The following is a 15,356-nucleotide window of genomic DNA, read 5'->3' as shown; positions in this document are numbered from 1 at the left end:
CCGCCATGAGCAGCGAGCCCGTCGTACAGGTCAAGGCCCTGGTGAAGCGCTACGGCACCAAGACCGCCGTGGACGGCCTCGACCTGGAGGTCCGGGCGGGCGCGGTGACCGCGGTCCTCGGCCCCAACGGCGCCGGCAAGACCACCACCGTCGAGACCTGCGAGGGCTACCGCAGGCCGGACGACGGGACCGTGCGGGTCCTCGGCCTCGACCCGGTCGCCGACGCGGCCGATCTCCGTCCCCGTATCGGCGTGATGCTGCAGTCCGGCGGCGTCTACTCCGGTGCGCGCGCCGACGAGATGCTCAGGCACATGGCGAAGCTGCACGCCCACCCGCTGGACGTCGGCATGCTCATCGAACGTCTCGGGCTCGGCAGCTGCGGCCGCACCACCTATCGCCGGCTCTCCGGTGGCCAGCAGCAGCGCCTCGCCCTGGCGATGGCCGTCGTCGGCCGGCCCGAGCTGGTCTTCCTGGACGAACCGACCGCGGGCCTCGACCCGCAGGCCCGCCGCTCCACCTGGGATCTGGTCCGGGAGCTGCGCACCGACGGCGTGTCGGTCGTCCTCACCACCCACTTCATGGACGAGGCCGAGGAACTCGCCGATGACATCGCCGTCATCGACGCGGGCCGGGTCATCGCCCAGGGCAGCCCGGAGCAGCTGTGCCGCGGCGGCGCCGAGAACACCCTGCGCTTCACCGGCCGGCCCGGGCTGGATCTCGCCTCGCTCCTGAAGGCTCTGCCCGACGGCACCGAGGCGGCCGAGCTCACCACGGGCGCGTACCGCATCACCGGGAGGATCGACCCGGAGCTGCTGGCCACCGTGACCTCCTGGTGCGCCCAGCACGGCGTGATGCCGGACGGCATCGCGGTGGAGCGGCACACCCTCGAGGACGTCTTCCTCGAACTGACCGGCAAGGAGCTGCGCGCATGAGCGCCGGTACGTACTCCCCCCGCCCCGGCGCCGCCCCGCTGCCGCGCATGATCGCCGCCCAGGCCGCGCTGGAGACGCGGATGCTGCTGCGCAACGGCGAGCAGCTGCTGCTGACGGTGGTCATTCCGACGCTGCTGCTGGTGCTGTTCAGCGCGGTCGACATCGTGGACACGGGAGCGGGCGAGCCGGTCGACTTCCTGGCGCCCGGCATTCTCGCGCTCGCGGTGATGTCCACGGCCTTCACCGGCCAGGCCATCGCGACGGGGTTCGAGCGGCGCTACGGGGTACTCAAGCGACTCGGCGCCTCACCGCTGCCGCGCTGGGGCCTGATGGCGGCGAAGACCCTCGCGGTGCTGGTCACCGAGGTGCTGCAGATCGTCCTGCTCACGGTGATCGCCTTCGCGCTGGGCTGGTCGCCCGAGGGCAATCCGTTCGCCGTCCTGCTGCTCCTGGTGCTGGGCACCGTGGCCTTCTCCGGCCTCGGACTGCTGATGGCGGGGACGCTGAAGGCCGAGGCGACCCTCGCGGCGGCCAACCTGGTCTTCCTGCTCCTGCTGGTCGGCGGCGGGGTCATCGTGCCGCTGGACAGGTTCCCCGACGCGGCGCAGTCGGTCCTCGGGCTGCTGCCGATCTCGGCGCTCTCGGACGGCCTCAGGGACGTCCTCCAGCACGGCGCCCCGATGCCCTGGGGCGACCTGGGGATCCTTGCCGTGTGGGCGGTGCTCGGGCTGGGCGCGGCGGCGAAGTTCTTCCGCTGGGAGTGAGCTTGCGGTGACATACCGCTGATGTCGCGAGACATCCGGGAATGACCACCACCCCTCGTGAAAACATGCACAAGCCGTTGCCTACGATGGTGCGCGTGGAAACCCCCCTCTCCTACATCGCCAAGCGCTGGACGCCGTCCATGACGACGGCCCGGCGTGCCGCACTGTCCGCAGTCGTCATGACGGTGTTCATCATCGTCACCGGCGGTGCCGTCCGGCTGACCGGTTCCGGTCTGGGCTGCGACACCTGGCCCAAGTGCACGGACGACAGCCTCTTCGCCACGCCGGAGCAGGGCCTGCACGGCGCCATCGAGTTCGGCAACCGCATGCTCACGTACGTCCTGTCGGCCGCGGTCGGCTGGGCGATCATCGCGGCGCGCTCCCTGAAGCCCCGCCGGCACGGTCTGACCCGGCTCGCCTGGTCGCAGTTCTGGCTCGTGATGGGGAACGCCGTCATCGGCGGTATCACGGTCTGGGCGGGCCTCAACCCGTGGTCGGTGGCCGGGCACTTCCTGCTCGCCAACTGCCTGCTCACCGTGGCCGTCCTCACCTGGGTGCGGATCGGCGAGGGCGACGGCCCGCGCCGCCCTCGCGCCCCGAAGCCGGTGCGCACCCTGTCCGGGGCGATCGTGGCGACCTCGGTCGTCCTGATCGCTCTCGGCACCACGGTGACCGGCTCGGGCAAGCACGCCGGGGACAGCAGCGACGTACCGCGCATGCCGTGGGACTGGTCCGCCGCGGCCCATGTGCACGCCGTCGCCGCCTGGGTGGTCTGCGCCCTGGCCATCGCGATGTGGCTGGCCTTGCGGATCGTGGACGCCCCCGCCGACACCCGGGCGCGCTCCCGCGACCTGCTGATCGTCCTGGTGGCACAGGGCACCATCGGGTACGTGCAGTACTTCAGCGACGTCCCCGAGATCCTGGTCGGCCTCCACATGCTCGGCTCGGGCCTGATGTGGATCGCCGTGCTGCGGCTGCTGCTGTCGCTGCGCGAGCGCCCGGTGGCGACGGCCACCGTTCCCGCCCCGGCGGCCGGACAGCGGCCTGAGCACACGCCCGTAGCCTGATCCGAGCAGACAACGGCCTCCGCCGTCGTACCCGAGCGGGTACGACGGCGGAGGCCGTTGCCGTGTGCTGGTTCAGCCGTTCGACGGGCCGCCGAGCTGGATACCGGCCATCCGGGTCCACTCGTACGGTCCCGTGCGGATCTTGGAGGCGAAGTCGCCGTCGAAGCTCTCGTGCATCGTGATCCCGGACTTCTGCGCGGCGCTCTCGGCGACGGCGTAGGAGGGGGCGACCAGGTCGCCCCAGCCGCCGTCCTCACCCACGAGGACGATGCGGGTGCCCGTCTGGCCGAGGTAGGCGAGCTGCCCCTCGGCGCCGCCGTGCGCCTTGGCGAAGGCGCCGATCTGCCTGGCGAGCTTCGCAGCCCTGCGCTCCGCGCGGGCCGCGTGCTTGCTGTCGTCCGTCTGCTGGGTCTGGGGCTCTGCCGTCTCTGCCATGAAAATGATGCTACCGACGGGTACTTCAACGGGCGACGGGCGGGGACGTGGCATAGGCCACGTCCCCGCCCGTCGGCGGCGCTTCGTACCTGCGGGACTACCGCAGGAAGGGGTCCACCGCGATGGCGACGAAGAGGAGGGAGACATAGGTGATGGACCAGTGGAACAGCCGCATCTCCTTGAGCTTGCCGCCGGTCACCCCGGCCCTGGCCCGGTTCTGCAGGCCGTGCGCCTCCCAGAGCCAGAAGCCGCCGGCCAGCAGGGCCACCGCCGTGTAGAACCAGCCGGTGTAGCCCAGTGGGGTGAGGAGCAGCGAGACGCCGACCATCACCCAGCTGTAGATGACGATCTGGCGGGCCACCACCCGGTTGGAGGCGACGACCGGGAGCATCGGGACGCCGACCCGGGCGTAGTCCTCCTTCACCTTCATCGACAGCGGCCAGTAGTGCGGCGGCGTCCAGAAGAAGATGACGGCGAAGAGAATGACCGCGGCCCAGGACATCGAATTGGTCACGGCGGACCAGCCGATGAGTACGGGCATACAGCCGGCGATTCCGCCCCAGACGATGTTCTGCGAGGTCCGGCGCTTCAGCAGCATCGTGTAGACGACGACGTAGAACAGAAGTGCGCCGAGCGAGAGCGCGGCCGAGAGCCAGTTGACGAGCAGGCCGAACCAGACCGTGGAAATCACTCCGAGGGCGATTCCGAACACCAGGCACTCGCGCGGGCTCACCATGCCCGTGACCAGCGGCCTCTGGGACGTGCGGTCCATCAGTGCGTCGATGTCACGGTCGATATACATGTTGAGCGCATTGGCACCGCCCGCGGAGAGATATCCGCCGATGGTGGTGGTGACTACGAGCCATAGGTCGGGCACGCCTTGAGCGGCAAGAAACATCACCGGAACGGTGGTGATCAGCAGCAACTCGATGATGCGCGGCTTGGTAAGTGCCACGAATGCCTTGATGCGGGCCCCGAACGGGCGCTGGCCCACTGGGCTCGGAGTCAAGGCGACCCCTGCGGGTCGGGACTCGACGGCCGTCACGCACACCCCTGACAGAGAAATCCCAGCAAGCTCCGGGCATGAAGGCCCGGTAAAGACTTGCGCGAACCAGACCACTGTAGACGTTGCGGATACGCCCCTCTTCGCGGGGGTGGGGTCGTGTTGGGGTGGCGCAGAAGTGAACGGTGGCGCTCATACGGGAGGCGAACTCCGCAGGTCGCCCGCACTGTGGAAAGGGCAGAAGTGAGGCCTTGTTCCGGGGGTAGGCTCGGCAATGCCCGGTGCGGTAACAGCCACCGGTTTACAAACAGTGGAGAGGAGCCCTGACTCAGGGTGAGCACCAAGCCGACCACCACAGACCTCCAGTGGACCGAATTGGACCAGCGGGCCGTGGACACTGTCCGCGTCCTCGCCGCGGACGCCGTACAGAAGGTCGGAAACGGCCACCCGGGTACGGCGATGAGCCTGGCTCCTGCCGCGTACACCCTCTTCCAGAAGGTGATGCGCCACGACCCGGCGGACGCCGACTGGACCGGCCGTGACCGGTTCGTCCTTTCCGCGGGCCACTCCAGCCTGACGCTCTACATCCAGCTCTACCTGGCCGGTTACGGCCTGGAACTGGACGATCTCAAGGCCTTCCGCACCTGGGGCTCCAAGACCCCCGGCCACCCGGAGTACGGCCACACCACCGGTGTCGAGACGACGACCGGCCCCCTCGGCCAGGGTGTCGCCAACGCCGTGGGCATGGCGATGGCCTCCCGTTACGAGCGCGGCCTGTTCGACCCGGAGGCGGCCCCCGGCACCTCCCCGTTCGACCACACCGTCTGGGTCATCGCCGGTGACGGCTGCCTCCAGGAGGGCATCTCCGCCGAGGCGTCCTCGCTGGCCGGCCACCAGAAGCTCGGCAACCTGGTGCTCCTGTGGGACGACAACCACATCTCGATCGAGGGCGACACGGAGACCGCGGTCTCCGAGGACACCCTCAAGCGGTACGAGTCCTACGGCTGGCACGTCCAGCGCGTCGACCAGTCGCCCAGCGGCGACCTGGACCCCGAGGGCCTCTACCGGGCGCTGCTGGCCGCCAAGGCCGAGACGGAGCGCCCGTCGTTCATCGCGGCCCGTTCGATCATCGCCTGGCCCGCCCCGAACGCCCAGAACACCGAGGCCGCGCATGGCTCGGCGCTCGGCGACGAGGAGATCGCGGCCACCAAGCGGGTGCTCGGCTTCGACCCCGAGAAGACCTTCGAGGTCTCCGACGAGGTCATCTCGCACACCCGTGAGGCACTGGACCGCGGCCGCGAGGCCAAGGCCGCGTGGGAGAAGTCCTTCGCCGCGTGGCGCACCGCCAGCCCCGAGCGCGCCGCCGAGTTCGACCGCATCGCCGCCGGCGAGCTGCCCGAGGGCTGGGAGGACAAGCTCCCCGTCTTCGAGGCCGGCCACGGTGTCGCCACCCGTGCGGCCTCCGGCAAGGTCCTGCAGGCGCTCGGCGGGGTCATCCCCGAGCTGTGGGGCGGCTCGGCCGACCTGGCCGGCTCGAACAACACCACGATCGACAAGACGTCGTCGTTCCTCCCGGTCGGCAACCCGCTGCCCGAGGCCGACCCGTACGGCCGGACGATCCACTTCGGCATCCGCGAGCACGCGATGGCCGCGGCCATGAACGGCATCGCGCTGCACGGCAACACCCGCATCTACGGCGGCACCTTCCTGGTGTTCTCCGACTACATGCGCAACGCCGTGCGCCTGTCCGCGCTGATGCACCTGCCGGTGACGTACGTGTGGACGCACGACTCGGTCGGCCTCGGCGAGGACGGTCCGACGCACCAGCCGGTGGAGCACATCGCCTCGCTGCGCGCCATCCCGGGTCTCAACGTCGTCCGCCCGGCCGACGCCAACGAGACCACGATCGCCTGGCGCGAGATCCTGCGCCGCTACACCAAGGTGTTCGGCAAGGGCGCCCCGCACGGTCTGGCGCTGACCCGCCAGGGTGTGCCGACGTACCCGCCGAACGACGACGCGGCCAAGGGCGGCTACGTCCTGTTCGAGGCCGAGGGCGGCGAGCCGCAGGCCGTTCTGATCGGTACGGGCTCCGAGGTCCAGCTGGCCGTCGAGGCGCGGGACGAGCTCCAGGCGGCCGGTGTGCCGACCCGTGTGGTCTCGATGCCGTGTGTCGAGTGGTTCGAGGAGCAGGACCAGGAGTACAAGGACAGCGTGCTGCCGCCGTCCGTCAAGGCCCGTGTCGCGGTCGAGGCCGGTATCGGTCTGACCTGGCACCGGTACGTGGGCGACGCGGGCCGGATCGTCTCGCTGGAGCACTTCGGTGCCTCGGCCGACGCCAAGGTCCTCTTCCGCGAGTTCGGCTTCACCGCCGGCCACGTGGCCGCCGCCGCCCGGGAATCTCTCGCCGCCACCGCGCGCTGACCCGGTCATACGACAAGTAGGAGATGCAATTCTCATGACAGACGCACTCAAGCGCCTCTCCGACGAGGGCGTGGCGATCTGGCTGGATGACCTGTCCCGTACACGGATCACCTCCGGCAACCTGGCCGAGCTGATCGACCAGAGCCACGTCGTGGGTGTCACGACCAACCCGTCGATCTTCCAGAAGGCGATCTCCGAGGGCCACGGTTACGACCAGCAGCTCACCGACCTCGCCACCCGCAAGGTCACGGTCGACGAGGCCATCCGCATGATCACGACGGCCGACGTCCGCGACGCGGCCGACATCCTGCGCCCGGTCTTCGACGCCACCGACGGCCAGGACGGCCGGGTCTCCATCGAGGTCGACCCGCGCCTGGCCCACCGCACGGCGGCCACCGTCGCCGAGGCCAAGCAGCTGGCCTGGCTGGTGGACCGGCCGAACACACTCATCAAGATCCCGGCGACGAAGGCCGGCCTGCCGGCGATCACCGAGGTCATCGGCAAGGGCATCAGCGTCAACGTGACGCTGATCTTCTCGCTGGAGCGCTACCGCGAGGTCATGGACGCCTATCTGGCGGGCCTGGAGAAGGCGAAGGCCGCGGGCCTGGACCTCTCCAAGATCCACTCGGTGGCCTCGTTCTTCGTGTCCCGTGTGGACAGCGAGATCGACAAGCGTCTGGACGCCGTGGGCACCGACGAGGCGAAGGCGCTGAAGGGCAAGGCCGCTCTGGCCAACGCCCGCCTCGCCTACGAGGCGTACGAGGAGGTCTTCTCCTCCGACCGCTGGGCGGCCCTGGACAGGGCCCGCGCCAACAAGCAGCGTCCGCTGTGGGCCTCCACGGGCGTGAAGGACCCCGCGTACAAGGACACCCTGTACGTGGACGACCTGGTCGCCCCCGGCACGGTGAACACCATGCCCGAGGGCACCCTGAACGCCACGGCGGACCACGGACAGATCACGGGCAACACCGTCGCCGGCACCTACGAGCAGGCACGTGCCGAGCTCGACGCCGTCGGGAAGCTCGGGATCAGCTACGACGACGTCGTCCAGCTCCTCGAGGACGAGGGCGTCGAGAAGTTCGAGGCTGCCTGGATCGACCTGCTCAACTCCACCGAGGCCGAGCTCAAGCGCCTCGCTCCTTCGGAGGGCTGACCACCTTGTCTGGTGTTCCCGGAGTGAACCCGCTCCGTGACGCACAGGACCGACGGCTCCCGCGTATCGCGGGGCCGTCGGGCCTGGTGATCTTTGGCGTCACGGGCGATTTGTCCCGTAAAAAGCTGATGCCCGCCGTCTACGACCTGGCCAACCGCGGCCTGCTGCCGCCGGGCTTCTCGCTCATCGGTTTCGCACGCCGCGAGTGGCAGGACGAGGACTTCGCCCAGGAGGTCCACGACGCCGTCAAGCAGCACGCGCGTACGCCGTTCCGTGAAGAGGTCTGGCAGCAGCTCATCCAGGGGATGCGCTTCGTCCAGGGCAACTTCGACGACGACGACGCCTTCGAGACCCTGAAGGACACGATCCAGGAGCTCGACAAGGCACAGGGCACGGGAGGCAACTTCGCCTTCTACCTGTCCGTACCGCCGAAGTTCTTCCCCAAGGTCGTCCAGCAGCTCAAGAAGCACGGGCTGGCGGACCAGAAGGAGGGCTCCTGGCGGCGTGCCGTCATCGAGAAGCCGTTCGGGCACGACCTCACCAGCGCGCAGGAGCTCAACCAGCTCGTGCACGATGTGTTCCCGCCGAACGAGGTCTTCCGTATCGACCACTACCTCGGCAAGGAGACGGTCCAGAACATCCTGGCGCTGCGCTTCGCCAACACGATGTTCGAGCCGATCTGGAACAGGTCGTACGTCGACCACATCCAGATCACGATGGCCGAGGACATCGGCATCGGCGGCCGGGCCGGCTACTACGACGGCATCGGCGCGGCCCGTGACGTCATCCAGAACCACCTGCTCCAGCTGCTGGCGCTGACCGCGATGGAGGAGCCCGGCTCCTTCCACCCGAAGGCCCTGGTCGCCGAGAAGCTCAAGGTGCTCACGGCGGTGGAGCTGCCGGAGGACCTGGGCAAGCACACCGTGCGCGGCCAGTACGCGCACGCGTGGCAGGGCGGCGAGGAGGTCCCCGGCTATCTGGAGGAGGACGGTATCGACCCCAAGTCGAAGACCGACACCTTCGCCGCGATCAAGCTGACGATCAACAACCGCCGCTGGGCGGGCGTGCCGTTCTATCTCCGTACCGGAAAGCGGCTCGGCCGCCGGGTCACGGAGATCGCGGTCGTCTTCAAGCGCGCCCCGTACCTGCCCTTCGAGTCCGGTGCGACGGAGGAGCTGGGCGGCAACGCCCTGGTCATCCGGGTGCAGCCGGACGAGGGCGTCACGGTGCGGTTCGGCTCCAAGGTGCCCGGTACCTCCATGGAGGTACGGGACGTCACGATGGACTTCGCGTACGGCGAGTCCTTCACGGAGTCCAGCCCGGAGGCGTACGAGCGGCTTCTCCTGGATGTCCTGCTCGGCGACGCCAACCTCTTCCCGCGCCACCAGGAGGTCGAGCTCTCCTGGAACATCCTCGACCCGATCGAGGAGTACTGGGACAAGCACGGCAAGCCCGCCCAGTACGCGGCCGGCACCTGGGGTCCGGCCGAGGCCGACGAGATGCTCGCACGCGACGGACGGAGCTGGCGCCGGCCATGAAGATCGATCTCACGGAAACCACGTCCAGCAAGATCAACCAGGCCCTGGTGTCGGCCCGCCGTTCCATCGGCACCCCGGCCATCGGAATGGTGCTCACCCTCGTCGTGGTCACCGACGAGGAGAACGCCTACGACGCCCTCCGGGCGGCGGCCGACTCCTCTCGCGAGCACCCCTCGCGGATCATCGCGGTGATCAAGCGGATCAGCCGTTCGCCGCGCAGCCGGCGTGACGCCCGCCTCGACGCCGAGGTGCGGGTCGGTTCCGACTCGGGCTCCGGCGAGACCGTCGTCCTGCGTCTGCACGGCGAGCTGGCCAACCACGCCCAGTCGGTCGTCCTGCCGCTGCTGCTGCCGGACGCCCCGGTCGTGGTGTGGTGGCCCGAGGACGCCCCGGCGGACCCGGCCAAGGACCCGCTGGGTGCGCTGGCCCAGCGCCGTATCACCGACACGTACTCGGCCGAGCACCCGCTCGACGAGCTCGCGGTGCGTGCGGCGACGTACCAGCCGGGTGACACCGACCTGGCGTGGACCCGCATCACGCCGTGGCGCTCGATGCTGGCGGCCGCGCTCGACCAGCAGCCCGCCCAGGTCGTCTCGGCGACGGTCGAGGGCGAGTCGGACAACCCGAGCTGCGAACTGCTGGCCATGTGGCTCGCGGACCGGCTCGGTGTCCCGGTGGAGCGCACCCTGTCCGCCGGTCCCGGTCTGACGGCCGTGCGGCTGGAGACCAGGAACGGTGTCATCGTTCTGGACCGGGCCGACGGTTCCCTGGCCACGCTCTCCATGGTGGGCCAGCCGGACCGTGCGGTGGCGCTGAAGCGGCGGGAGACCGCCGAGCTCCTCGCGGAGGAGCTGCGGCGGCTGGACCCGGACAACATCTACGAGGCCACGGTGAAGTTCGGCGTGGAGCGTCTCGGCGGTCCCACCGAGGCGTCCTCGGTCGGTGCCGGTCACAAGCCGTCGTCCCCGGCCGGTGCCGCGGCCCCGGCCGCGAAGAAGGCCGCGGCCAAGAAGGCGGCCTCGAAGTGAGTGCTCCGCAGCTCGTCGTGCACCGCGACAAGGAGCTGATGGCCCAGGCCGCGGCGGCCCGGCTGATCACGAAGATCGTGGACGCCCAGGCCGCGCGCGGATCGGCCTCGGTGGTCCTCACCGGCGGGCGCAACGGCAACGGCCTGCTGGCCGCGCTCGCCGGTTCGCCCGCGCGGGACGCGATCGACTGGTCGCGGCTCGACCTGTGGTGGGGCGACGAGCGGTTCCTGCCCGAGGGCGATCCGGAGCGCAACGTCACGCAGGCCCGCGAGGCCCTGCTGGACGCGGTGGCCCTGGACCCGTCCCGGGTGCACGCGATGCCCGCGTCGGACGGTCCCTATGGCGGTGACGCGGATGCCGCCGCCGCGGGGTACGCGGCCGAACTGGCTGCCGCGGCGGGCCCGGAGGACCACGGGCCCGTACCGACGTTCGATGTGCTGATGCTGGGCGTCGGCCCGGACACGCATGTCGCGTCGCTCTTCCCGGAGTTGCCGGCGGTACGGGAGACCGAGCGCACCGTCGTCGGTGTGCACGGCGCTCCCAAGCCGCCGCCCACCCGTGTCTCGCTCACGCTGCCCGCCATCCGGGCCGCGCGCGAGGTGTGGCTCCTGGCGGCCGGTGAGGACAAGGCCGAGGCGGCGGAGATCGCGCTGTCCGGTGCCGGGGAGATCCAGGCCCCGGCGGCGGGCGCGTACGGCCGCAGCCGCACGCTGTGGCTGCTGGACGCGGCGGCGGCCTCGCGGCTGCCGCGTGCGCTCTACCCGCCTGCCTCCGCGTAGGCACTGGTCGTCCGAGGCCCGGTTCCGCTCCCAGGAGCGGGCCGGGCCTCCGTCGTGCCAGGGTGGCACCATGGTGCGAATCGGGACTGTGGTGATGGGCGCGTCGGACGTACGGCGCGCTGCGGACTTCTGGATGGCGGCGCTGGGCTATGTGGAGCGTGAGCCGCTCGAGAACGACTGGGTGGTGCTGGTCCCGGCCGAGGGGCCGGGCGCCGGACTGGCCCTGGGGCGGAGCGAGTCGCCCGTGCAGGAGGTGCCGCGCGTCCACCTCGATCTGTACACCGACGAGCAGGACGCCGAGGTGGCCCGGCTGACGGGGCTGGGGGCGCAGCCGGTGGCGTGGGAGCTCTATCCGCCGGATCCGGACTTCGTGGTTCTCGCGGACACCGAGGGCAACCGCTTCTGCGTCATCGATACGACGCACGGCTGACCACCCGCGCGCCTCAGGTGCGCTCCAGGAACGGCTCCAGCAGGCCGGGCACGGCCTCCGCGGCGAAGGTGAGGCCTTCGGAGGCGTCGGTGTCGTGCGCGGTGTACGCACCGGCCCCGGCTGCCGTCGTGGCGGTGACGCTCAGCAGTCCTGCCCGGCGCTGGAAGCAGGACTGCTTCACCGTCCAGCCGATCACCCCGGTCCGCTGCAGGGCTGCCGTGGAGCGCCGGACGGTGCCGGACCGGGTCACGAGGTAGTCGCCGCTGACGGTGTGCCCCAGTGCCCGGTACGCGTCGAGGGCCAGCAGCACGGCGAGGGGGAGGAACACCACGGCACAGGCCGTCGCGATCCACAGCAGTACGGGCGTGAGTGCGGCGCCCAGAACAGCCAGGGTCAGCACGGGGACCAGAACGGCCCCCAGCGCGCGGCGCAGCCGCCTGCTCCGGGCCGCGCGGGGGTGGGCGGTCAGCGTGGCACCGGTCGGGGTCCTCGTCTCGCGCAGGACCTCGCCCGCGATCGTGTCGGCCAGCGGGCGGGGCGCCGCCGGGAGCAGGGTGTTGTGGTCGGCGCCCTGTGATTCCTCGTCCTTGGTCAGCCCCGTGGTGATCGCGTCCACCCGCGCGGCGCCGAACAGCCGTACGCCGAGCGGTTCCACCAGGTCCACGCCGCGCAGCCGCTGTTCCTCGACGGAGAGGGAGCGGGAGGTCAGCAGTCCCCGCCGCACGCGCAGGGTGCCGCCGGGTTCGCGTTCCAGACGGTAGTTCCACCACATCTCGACCCAGAGGCCGAGTGCCCCGACGACACCGGCGGCCAGGGCGGCTCCCGCCATGACCGCGATCGCCCGGACCAGCGGGGTGTCGAGGAACCGGTCGGCGACCCAGTCGATCACCTCTCCCTGCACCCCGGCCCATTCGCTGATCTGCAGCAGACCGCCGACCGCGGCACCGCCCAGCGCGGGGGCGACGAAGGAGACCGGTGCGTAGCGGATCCAGCGCGGGTCGAGCGTGGCCAGTTCGCCCTCGCGGTGCGTCCCGGAGCCTGACTCCGCGGCACGGTCGAGGAGTTCGTGGCGAAGCCGCTCCCCCTCCGCCCGGGAGACGGGGTCCAGCTCCAGGGTGGATTCGCCGCCCGTATGTTCGCCGGTGCCGATGCGCACCGTGACCAGGTCGAGGAGCCGAAGGTGCACGGGGGCGGTGAGGTCGACGCTGCGGATCCGCGTCCGGTCCAGTGAGCGCCGTCTGACCAGCAGAAGTCCGGTGTGCAGATCGACGCGTTCGGGGCCGATGCGGTAGCGGGTGCGCCGCCACCGCACGTAGTCACCGGCGGCGGCGCACCCGATCAGGACGGCCGCCCCGGCCAGCGCCCAGCCGATGGCCCGCGTGTATCCGAACCGGCCGGACAGCGCGAGGACGGCCGGTACGGCCGCGCCGGCCACGACTCCTGCCGTGACGAGCGCGGTGACCAGCACCGTGCGCGGGTGGATCCGCCGCCACCGGAGGTCCTCGGCCGCGGCGGTGCTCACGTGGCGTCCCCGGGCGTGGCCTGCGTGACCCTGGTCAGCCGTTCGACGAGCTCGGCCGCGGCCTCGTGGCCGAGGCCCTCGATCCGCACGGCCCCCTTGGCGGACGCGGTGGTGACCGTGACCGTGGCCAGTCCGAAGAGCTGCTCCAGCGGGCCGCGCACCGTGTCCACCGTCTGGATGCGGGACATCGGCGCGATCCGCCACTCCTGCAGGAAGACACCGGTCCGTACGTAGACCGCGTCGTCGGTGACCTCCCACCGATGGGTGCGGAACCACCAGAGGGGGAAGAGGACGGCGCACAGCAGGCCGATGACCGCCAGCGCCGCCGCGGGCACCAGCAGCCACAACCTGGCCGGAGCGATGAAGGCTCCCAGCAAGCCCAGCACGGCCACCGGAGCGGCCGTCAGCAGCAGCCACTGGGCCCGCCACCATCCGACGGCCCGCGGAGCCGGTGTGTTCCGTGGCGGCCTGAGTGCTACCGTCCCCGCCCCCCAGCCCATCGGCTCAGCGACCCCGCAGCGTGCGGTACGCGGAGACGAGGGCTGCGGTGGAGCTGTCGAGCTCCTCCGCGCCGGTGCCGTCGGTCAGGACCGGCTCGATCTTCCTGGCGAGGACCTTGCCGAGTTCGACGCCCCACTGGTCGAAGGAGTCGATGTTCCAGACGGCACCCTGGACGAAGACCTTGTGCTCGTACAGCGCGATCAGCTGGCCGAGCACCGACGGGGTGAGCCGGTCGGCGAGGATCGTGGTCGTCGGGTGGTTGCCGCGGAACGTCTTGTGCGGAACGAGCTCCTCGGCGACGCCCTCCGCGCGGACCTCGTCGGGCGTCTTGCCGAAGGCGAGGGCCTGGGTCTGGGCGAAGAAGTTGGCCATCAGCAGGTCGTGCTGGGCGATCAGGCCGGGCAGCAGGTCGCCGACGGGCGCGGCGAAGCCGATGAAGTCCGCCGGGATGACCTTGGTGCCCTGGTGGATCAGCTGATAGTAGGCGTGCTGGCCGTTGGTGCCGGGGGTGCCCCAGACGACGGGGCCGGTCTGCCAGTCGACCGGATTGCCGTCCCGGTCCACGGACTTGCCGTTGGACTCCATGTCCAGCTGCTGCAAGTACGCGGTGAACTTGGACAGGTAGTGGCTGTAGGGCAGCACGGCGTGGGACTGGGCGTCGAAGAACGCGCCGTACCAGACACCCAGCAGACCCAGCAGGAGCGGGGCGTTCTCCTCGGCGGGCGCGGTGCGGAAGTGCTCGTCGACGAGGTGGAACCCGTCGAGCATCTCGCGGAACCGGTCCGGACCGATGGCGATCATCAGCGAGAGGCCGATCGCCGAGTCGAAGGAGTAGCGGCCGCCGACCCAGTCCCAGAACTCGAACATGTTCGCCGTGTCGATACCGAAGTCCGTGACCTTCTCCGTATTGGTCGACAGCGCCACGAAGTGCTTGGCGACGGCGTCCTGACCGGCCCTCAGCTCGGTGAGCAGCCAGTCGCGGGCGGAGGTGGCGTTGGTGATCGTCTCGATCGTGGTGAAGGTCTTGGACGCGACGATGAACAGCGTCTCCGCCGGGTCGAGGCCCTGTACGGCCTCGTGCAGGTCCGCGCCGTCGACGTTGGACACGAATCGGACGGTGAGCGAGCGGTCCGTGAAGGAGCGCAGCACCTCGTACGCCATGGCGGGGCCGAGGTCGGAGCCGCCGATGCCGATGTTCACGATGTTCTTGATGGGCTTGCCGGTGTGACCGGTCCACTCGCCCGCCCTGACCCGGTCGGAGAAGGCGGCCATCTTGTCGAGGACGGCGTGCACGGCCGGCACCACGTTCTCGCCGTCGACCTCGATCACGGCGTCGCGCGGGGCGCGGAGCGCGGTGTGCAGGACGGCCCGGTCCTCGGTGGTGTTGATCTTCTCGCCGCGGAACATCGCGTCCCGCAGCCCGGCGACGTCCGTGGCGACGGCGAGCTCGCGCAGCAGGCCCAGCGTCTCGTCGGTGACCAGGTGCTTGGCGTAGTCGATGTGGAGGTCGCCGACCCGGAGGGTGTACGCGCTCCCGCGGTCCGGCGCGTCCGCGAACAGCTGACGCAGATGGGTGCCGCCGAGCTCCTCACGGTGCTTGCCGAGAGCCGTCCACTCGGGAGTCTGATTGAGCTTCGTTCGGCTTTGTGCGTTCATCCGGGAAATCGCCCACTTCTTCTCGTACCTGCAACATCCCCGCTGCCCCTCCAACCTAATTGATCTGAAGGGCGCGACGGGGCAGCAGCGGACCGTGGGACGACATACGGATTCCGGCCGGGCACCC

General features: G+C 70.4%; 14 protein-coding genes. 9 read left to right on the top strand and 5 right to left on the bottom strand.

Features of this window, described 5'->3' with window-relative positions; genetic code table 11:
* Positions 1-5: 5 nt before the first annotated feature.
* The 3 genes from OG844_RS36845 (at position 6) to OG844_RS36835 (ending at position 2,763) form a co-directional block, all read left to right on the top strand.
* Positions 6-932 carry an ABC transporter ATP-binding protein gene (locus OG844_RS36845; RefSeq protein ID WP_406389298.1) on the top strand — a complete coding sequence of 309 codons (927 nt, stop codon included), beginning with the start codon at positions 6-8 and terminating at the stop codon, positions 930-932.
* Positions 929-1,696, top strand: a complete 768-nt coding sequence (locus OG844_RS36840; RefSeq protein ID WP_406389300.1) for an ABC transporter permease — start codon at positions 929-931, stop codon at positions 1,694-1,696. Before OG844_RS36845 ends, OG844_RS36840 begins: the two co-directional genes overlap by 4 nt.
* 86 nt (positions 1,697-1,782) lie before the next feature.
* A complete protein-coding gene (locus OG844_RS36835; protein WP_406389302.1) occupies positions 1,783-2,763 on the top strand; it encodes a COX15/CtaA family protein in 981 nt (326 codons plus the stop codon).
* A 72-nt stretch (positions 2,764-2,835) separates the two neighbouring features.
* Here the strand turns inward: OG844_RS36835 and OG844_RS36830 are convergent, their stop codons facing one another.
* The gene (locus tag OG844_RS36830) at positions 2,836-3,198 is read right to left on the bottom strand and encodes a hypothetical protein (RefSeq protein WP_406389304.1); all 363 of its coding nucleotides are present in this window, start codon (positions 3,196-3,198) and stop codon (positions 2,836-2,838) included.
* Positions 3,199-3,295: 97 nt separating this feature from the next.
* Positions 3,296-4,249, bottom strand: a complete 954-nt coding sequence (locus OG844_RS36825) for a heme o synthase (protein ID WP_406389306.1) — start codon at positions 4,247-4,249, stop codon at positions 3,296-3,298.
* Between the two features lie 285 nt (positions 4,250-4,534).
* Here OG844_RS36825 and tkt point away from each other — a divergent pair, with 285 nt between their 5' ends.
* From tkt to OG844_RS36795, 6 genes are all read left to right on the top strand, one after another.
* Positions 4,535-6,622 (top strand): transketolase, encoded by a 2,088-nt coding sequence (gene tkt / locus OG844_RS36820; RefSeq protein ID WP_406389308.1) that lies wholly within the window; start codon positions 4,535-4,537, stop codon positions 6,620-6,622.
* Between the two features lie 34 nt (positions 6,623-6,656).
* Positions 6,657-7,775: a transaldolase gene (gene tal / locus OG844_RS36815; RefSeq protein WP_406389309.1), complete on the top strand. Its 1,119-nt coding sequence runs from the start codon at positions 6,657-6,659 to the stop codon at positions 7,773-7,775.
* A gap of 5 nt (positions 7,776-7,780) precedes the next feature.
* Complete coding sequence (zwf, locus tag OG844_RS36810) at positions 7,781-9,313, top strand: glucose-6-phosphate dehydrogenase (protein ID WP_406389311.1); 1,533 nt, start codon at positions 7,781-7,783, stop codon at positions 9,311-9,313.
* Positions 9,310-10,341, top strand: a complete 1,032-nt coding sequence (gene opcA, locus OG844_RS36805) for a glucose-6-phosphate dehydrogenase assembly protein OpcA (RefSeq protein ID WP_406389312.1) — start codon at positions 9,310-9,312, stop codon at positions 10,339-10,341. Before zwf ends, opcA begins: the two co-directional genes overlap by 4 nt.
* On the top strand, positions 10,338-11,120 hold the full coding sequence (gene pgl / locus OG844_RS36800; RefSeq protein ID WP_383182105.1) for a 6-phosphogluconolactonase: 783 nt from the start codon (positions 10,338-10,340) through the stop codon (positions 11,118-11,120). The genes opcA and pgl overlap by 4 nt, the downstream gene beginning before the upstream one ends.
* A gap of 70 nt (positions 11,121-11,190) precedes the next feature.
* On the top strand, positions 11,191-11,550 hold the full coding sequence (locus tag OG844_RS36795; RefSeq protein WP_406389313.1) for a VOC family protein: 360 nt from the start codon (positions 11,191-11,193) through the stop codon (positions 11,548-11,550).
* 13 nt (positions 11,551-11,563) lie between these two features.
* On the opposite strand, the gene OG844_RS36790 is transcribed toward OG844_RS36795, so the two are convergent.
* Genes OG844_RS36790 through pgi form a run of 3 tightly spaced genes read right to left on the bottom strand, consistent with a single transcriptional unit; the run spans position 11,564 to position 15,229 of the window.
* Positions 11,564-13,072 (bottom strand): PH domain-containing protein, encoded by a 1,509-nt coding sequence (locus OG844_RS36790; protein ID WP_406389314.1) that lies wholly within the window; start codon positions 13,070-13,072, stop codon positions 11,564-11,566.
* Positions 13,069-13,572, bottom strand: a complete 504-nt coding sequence (locus OG844_RS36785) for a PH domain-containing protein (RefSeq protein ID WP_406389315.1) — start codon at positions 13,570-13,572, stop codon at positions 13,069-13,071. The genes OG844_RS36790 and OG844_RS36785 overlap by 4 nt, the downstream gene beginning before the upstream one ends.
* 4 nt (positions 13,573-13,576) lie before the next feature.
* Positions 13,577-15,229: a glucose-6-phosphate isomerase gene (pgi, locus tag OG844_RS36780; RefSeq protein WP_406389316.1), complete on the bottom strand. Its 1,653-nt coding sequence runs from the start codon at positions 15,227-15,229 to the stop codon at positions 13,577-13,579.
* Positions 15,230-15,356: the final 127 nt, after the last annotated feature.

It is taken from the genome of Streptomyces sp. NBC_00887, assembly GCF_045207585.1.
Note: the sequence above shows the minus strand (reverse complement) of the source record. Positions and strands in the feature narration are given on the sequence as shown.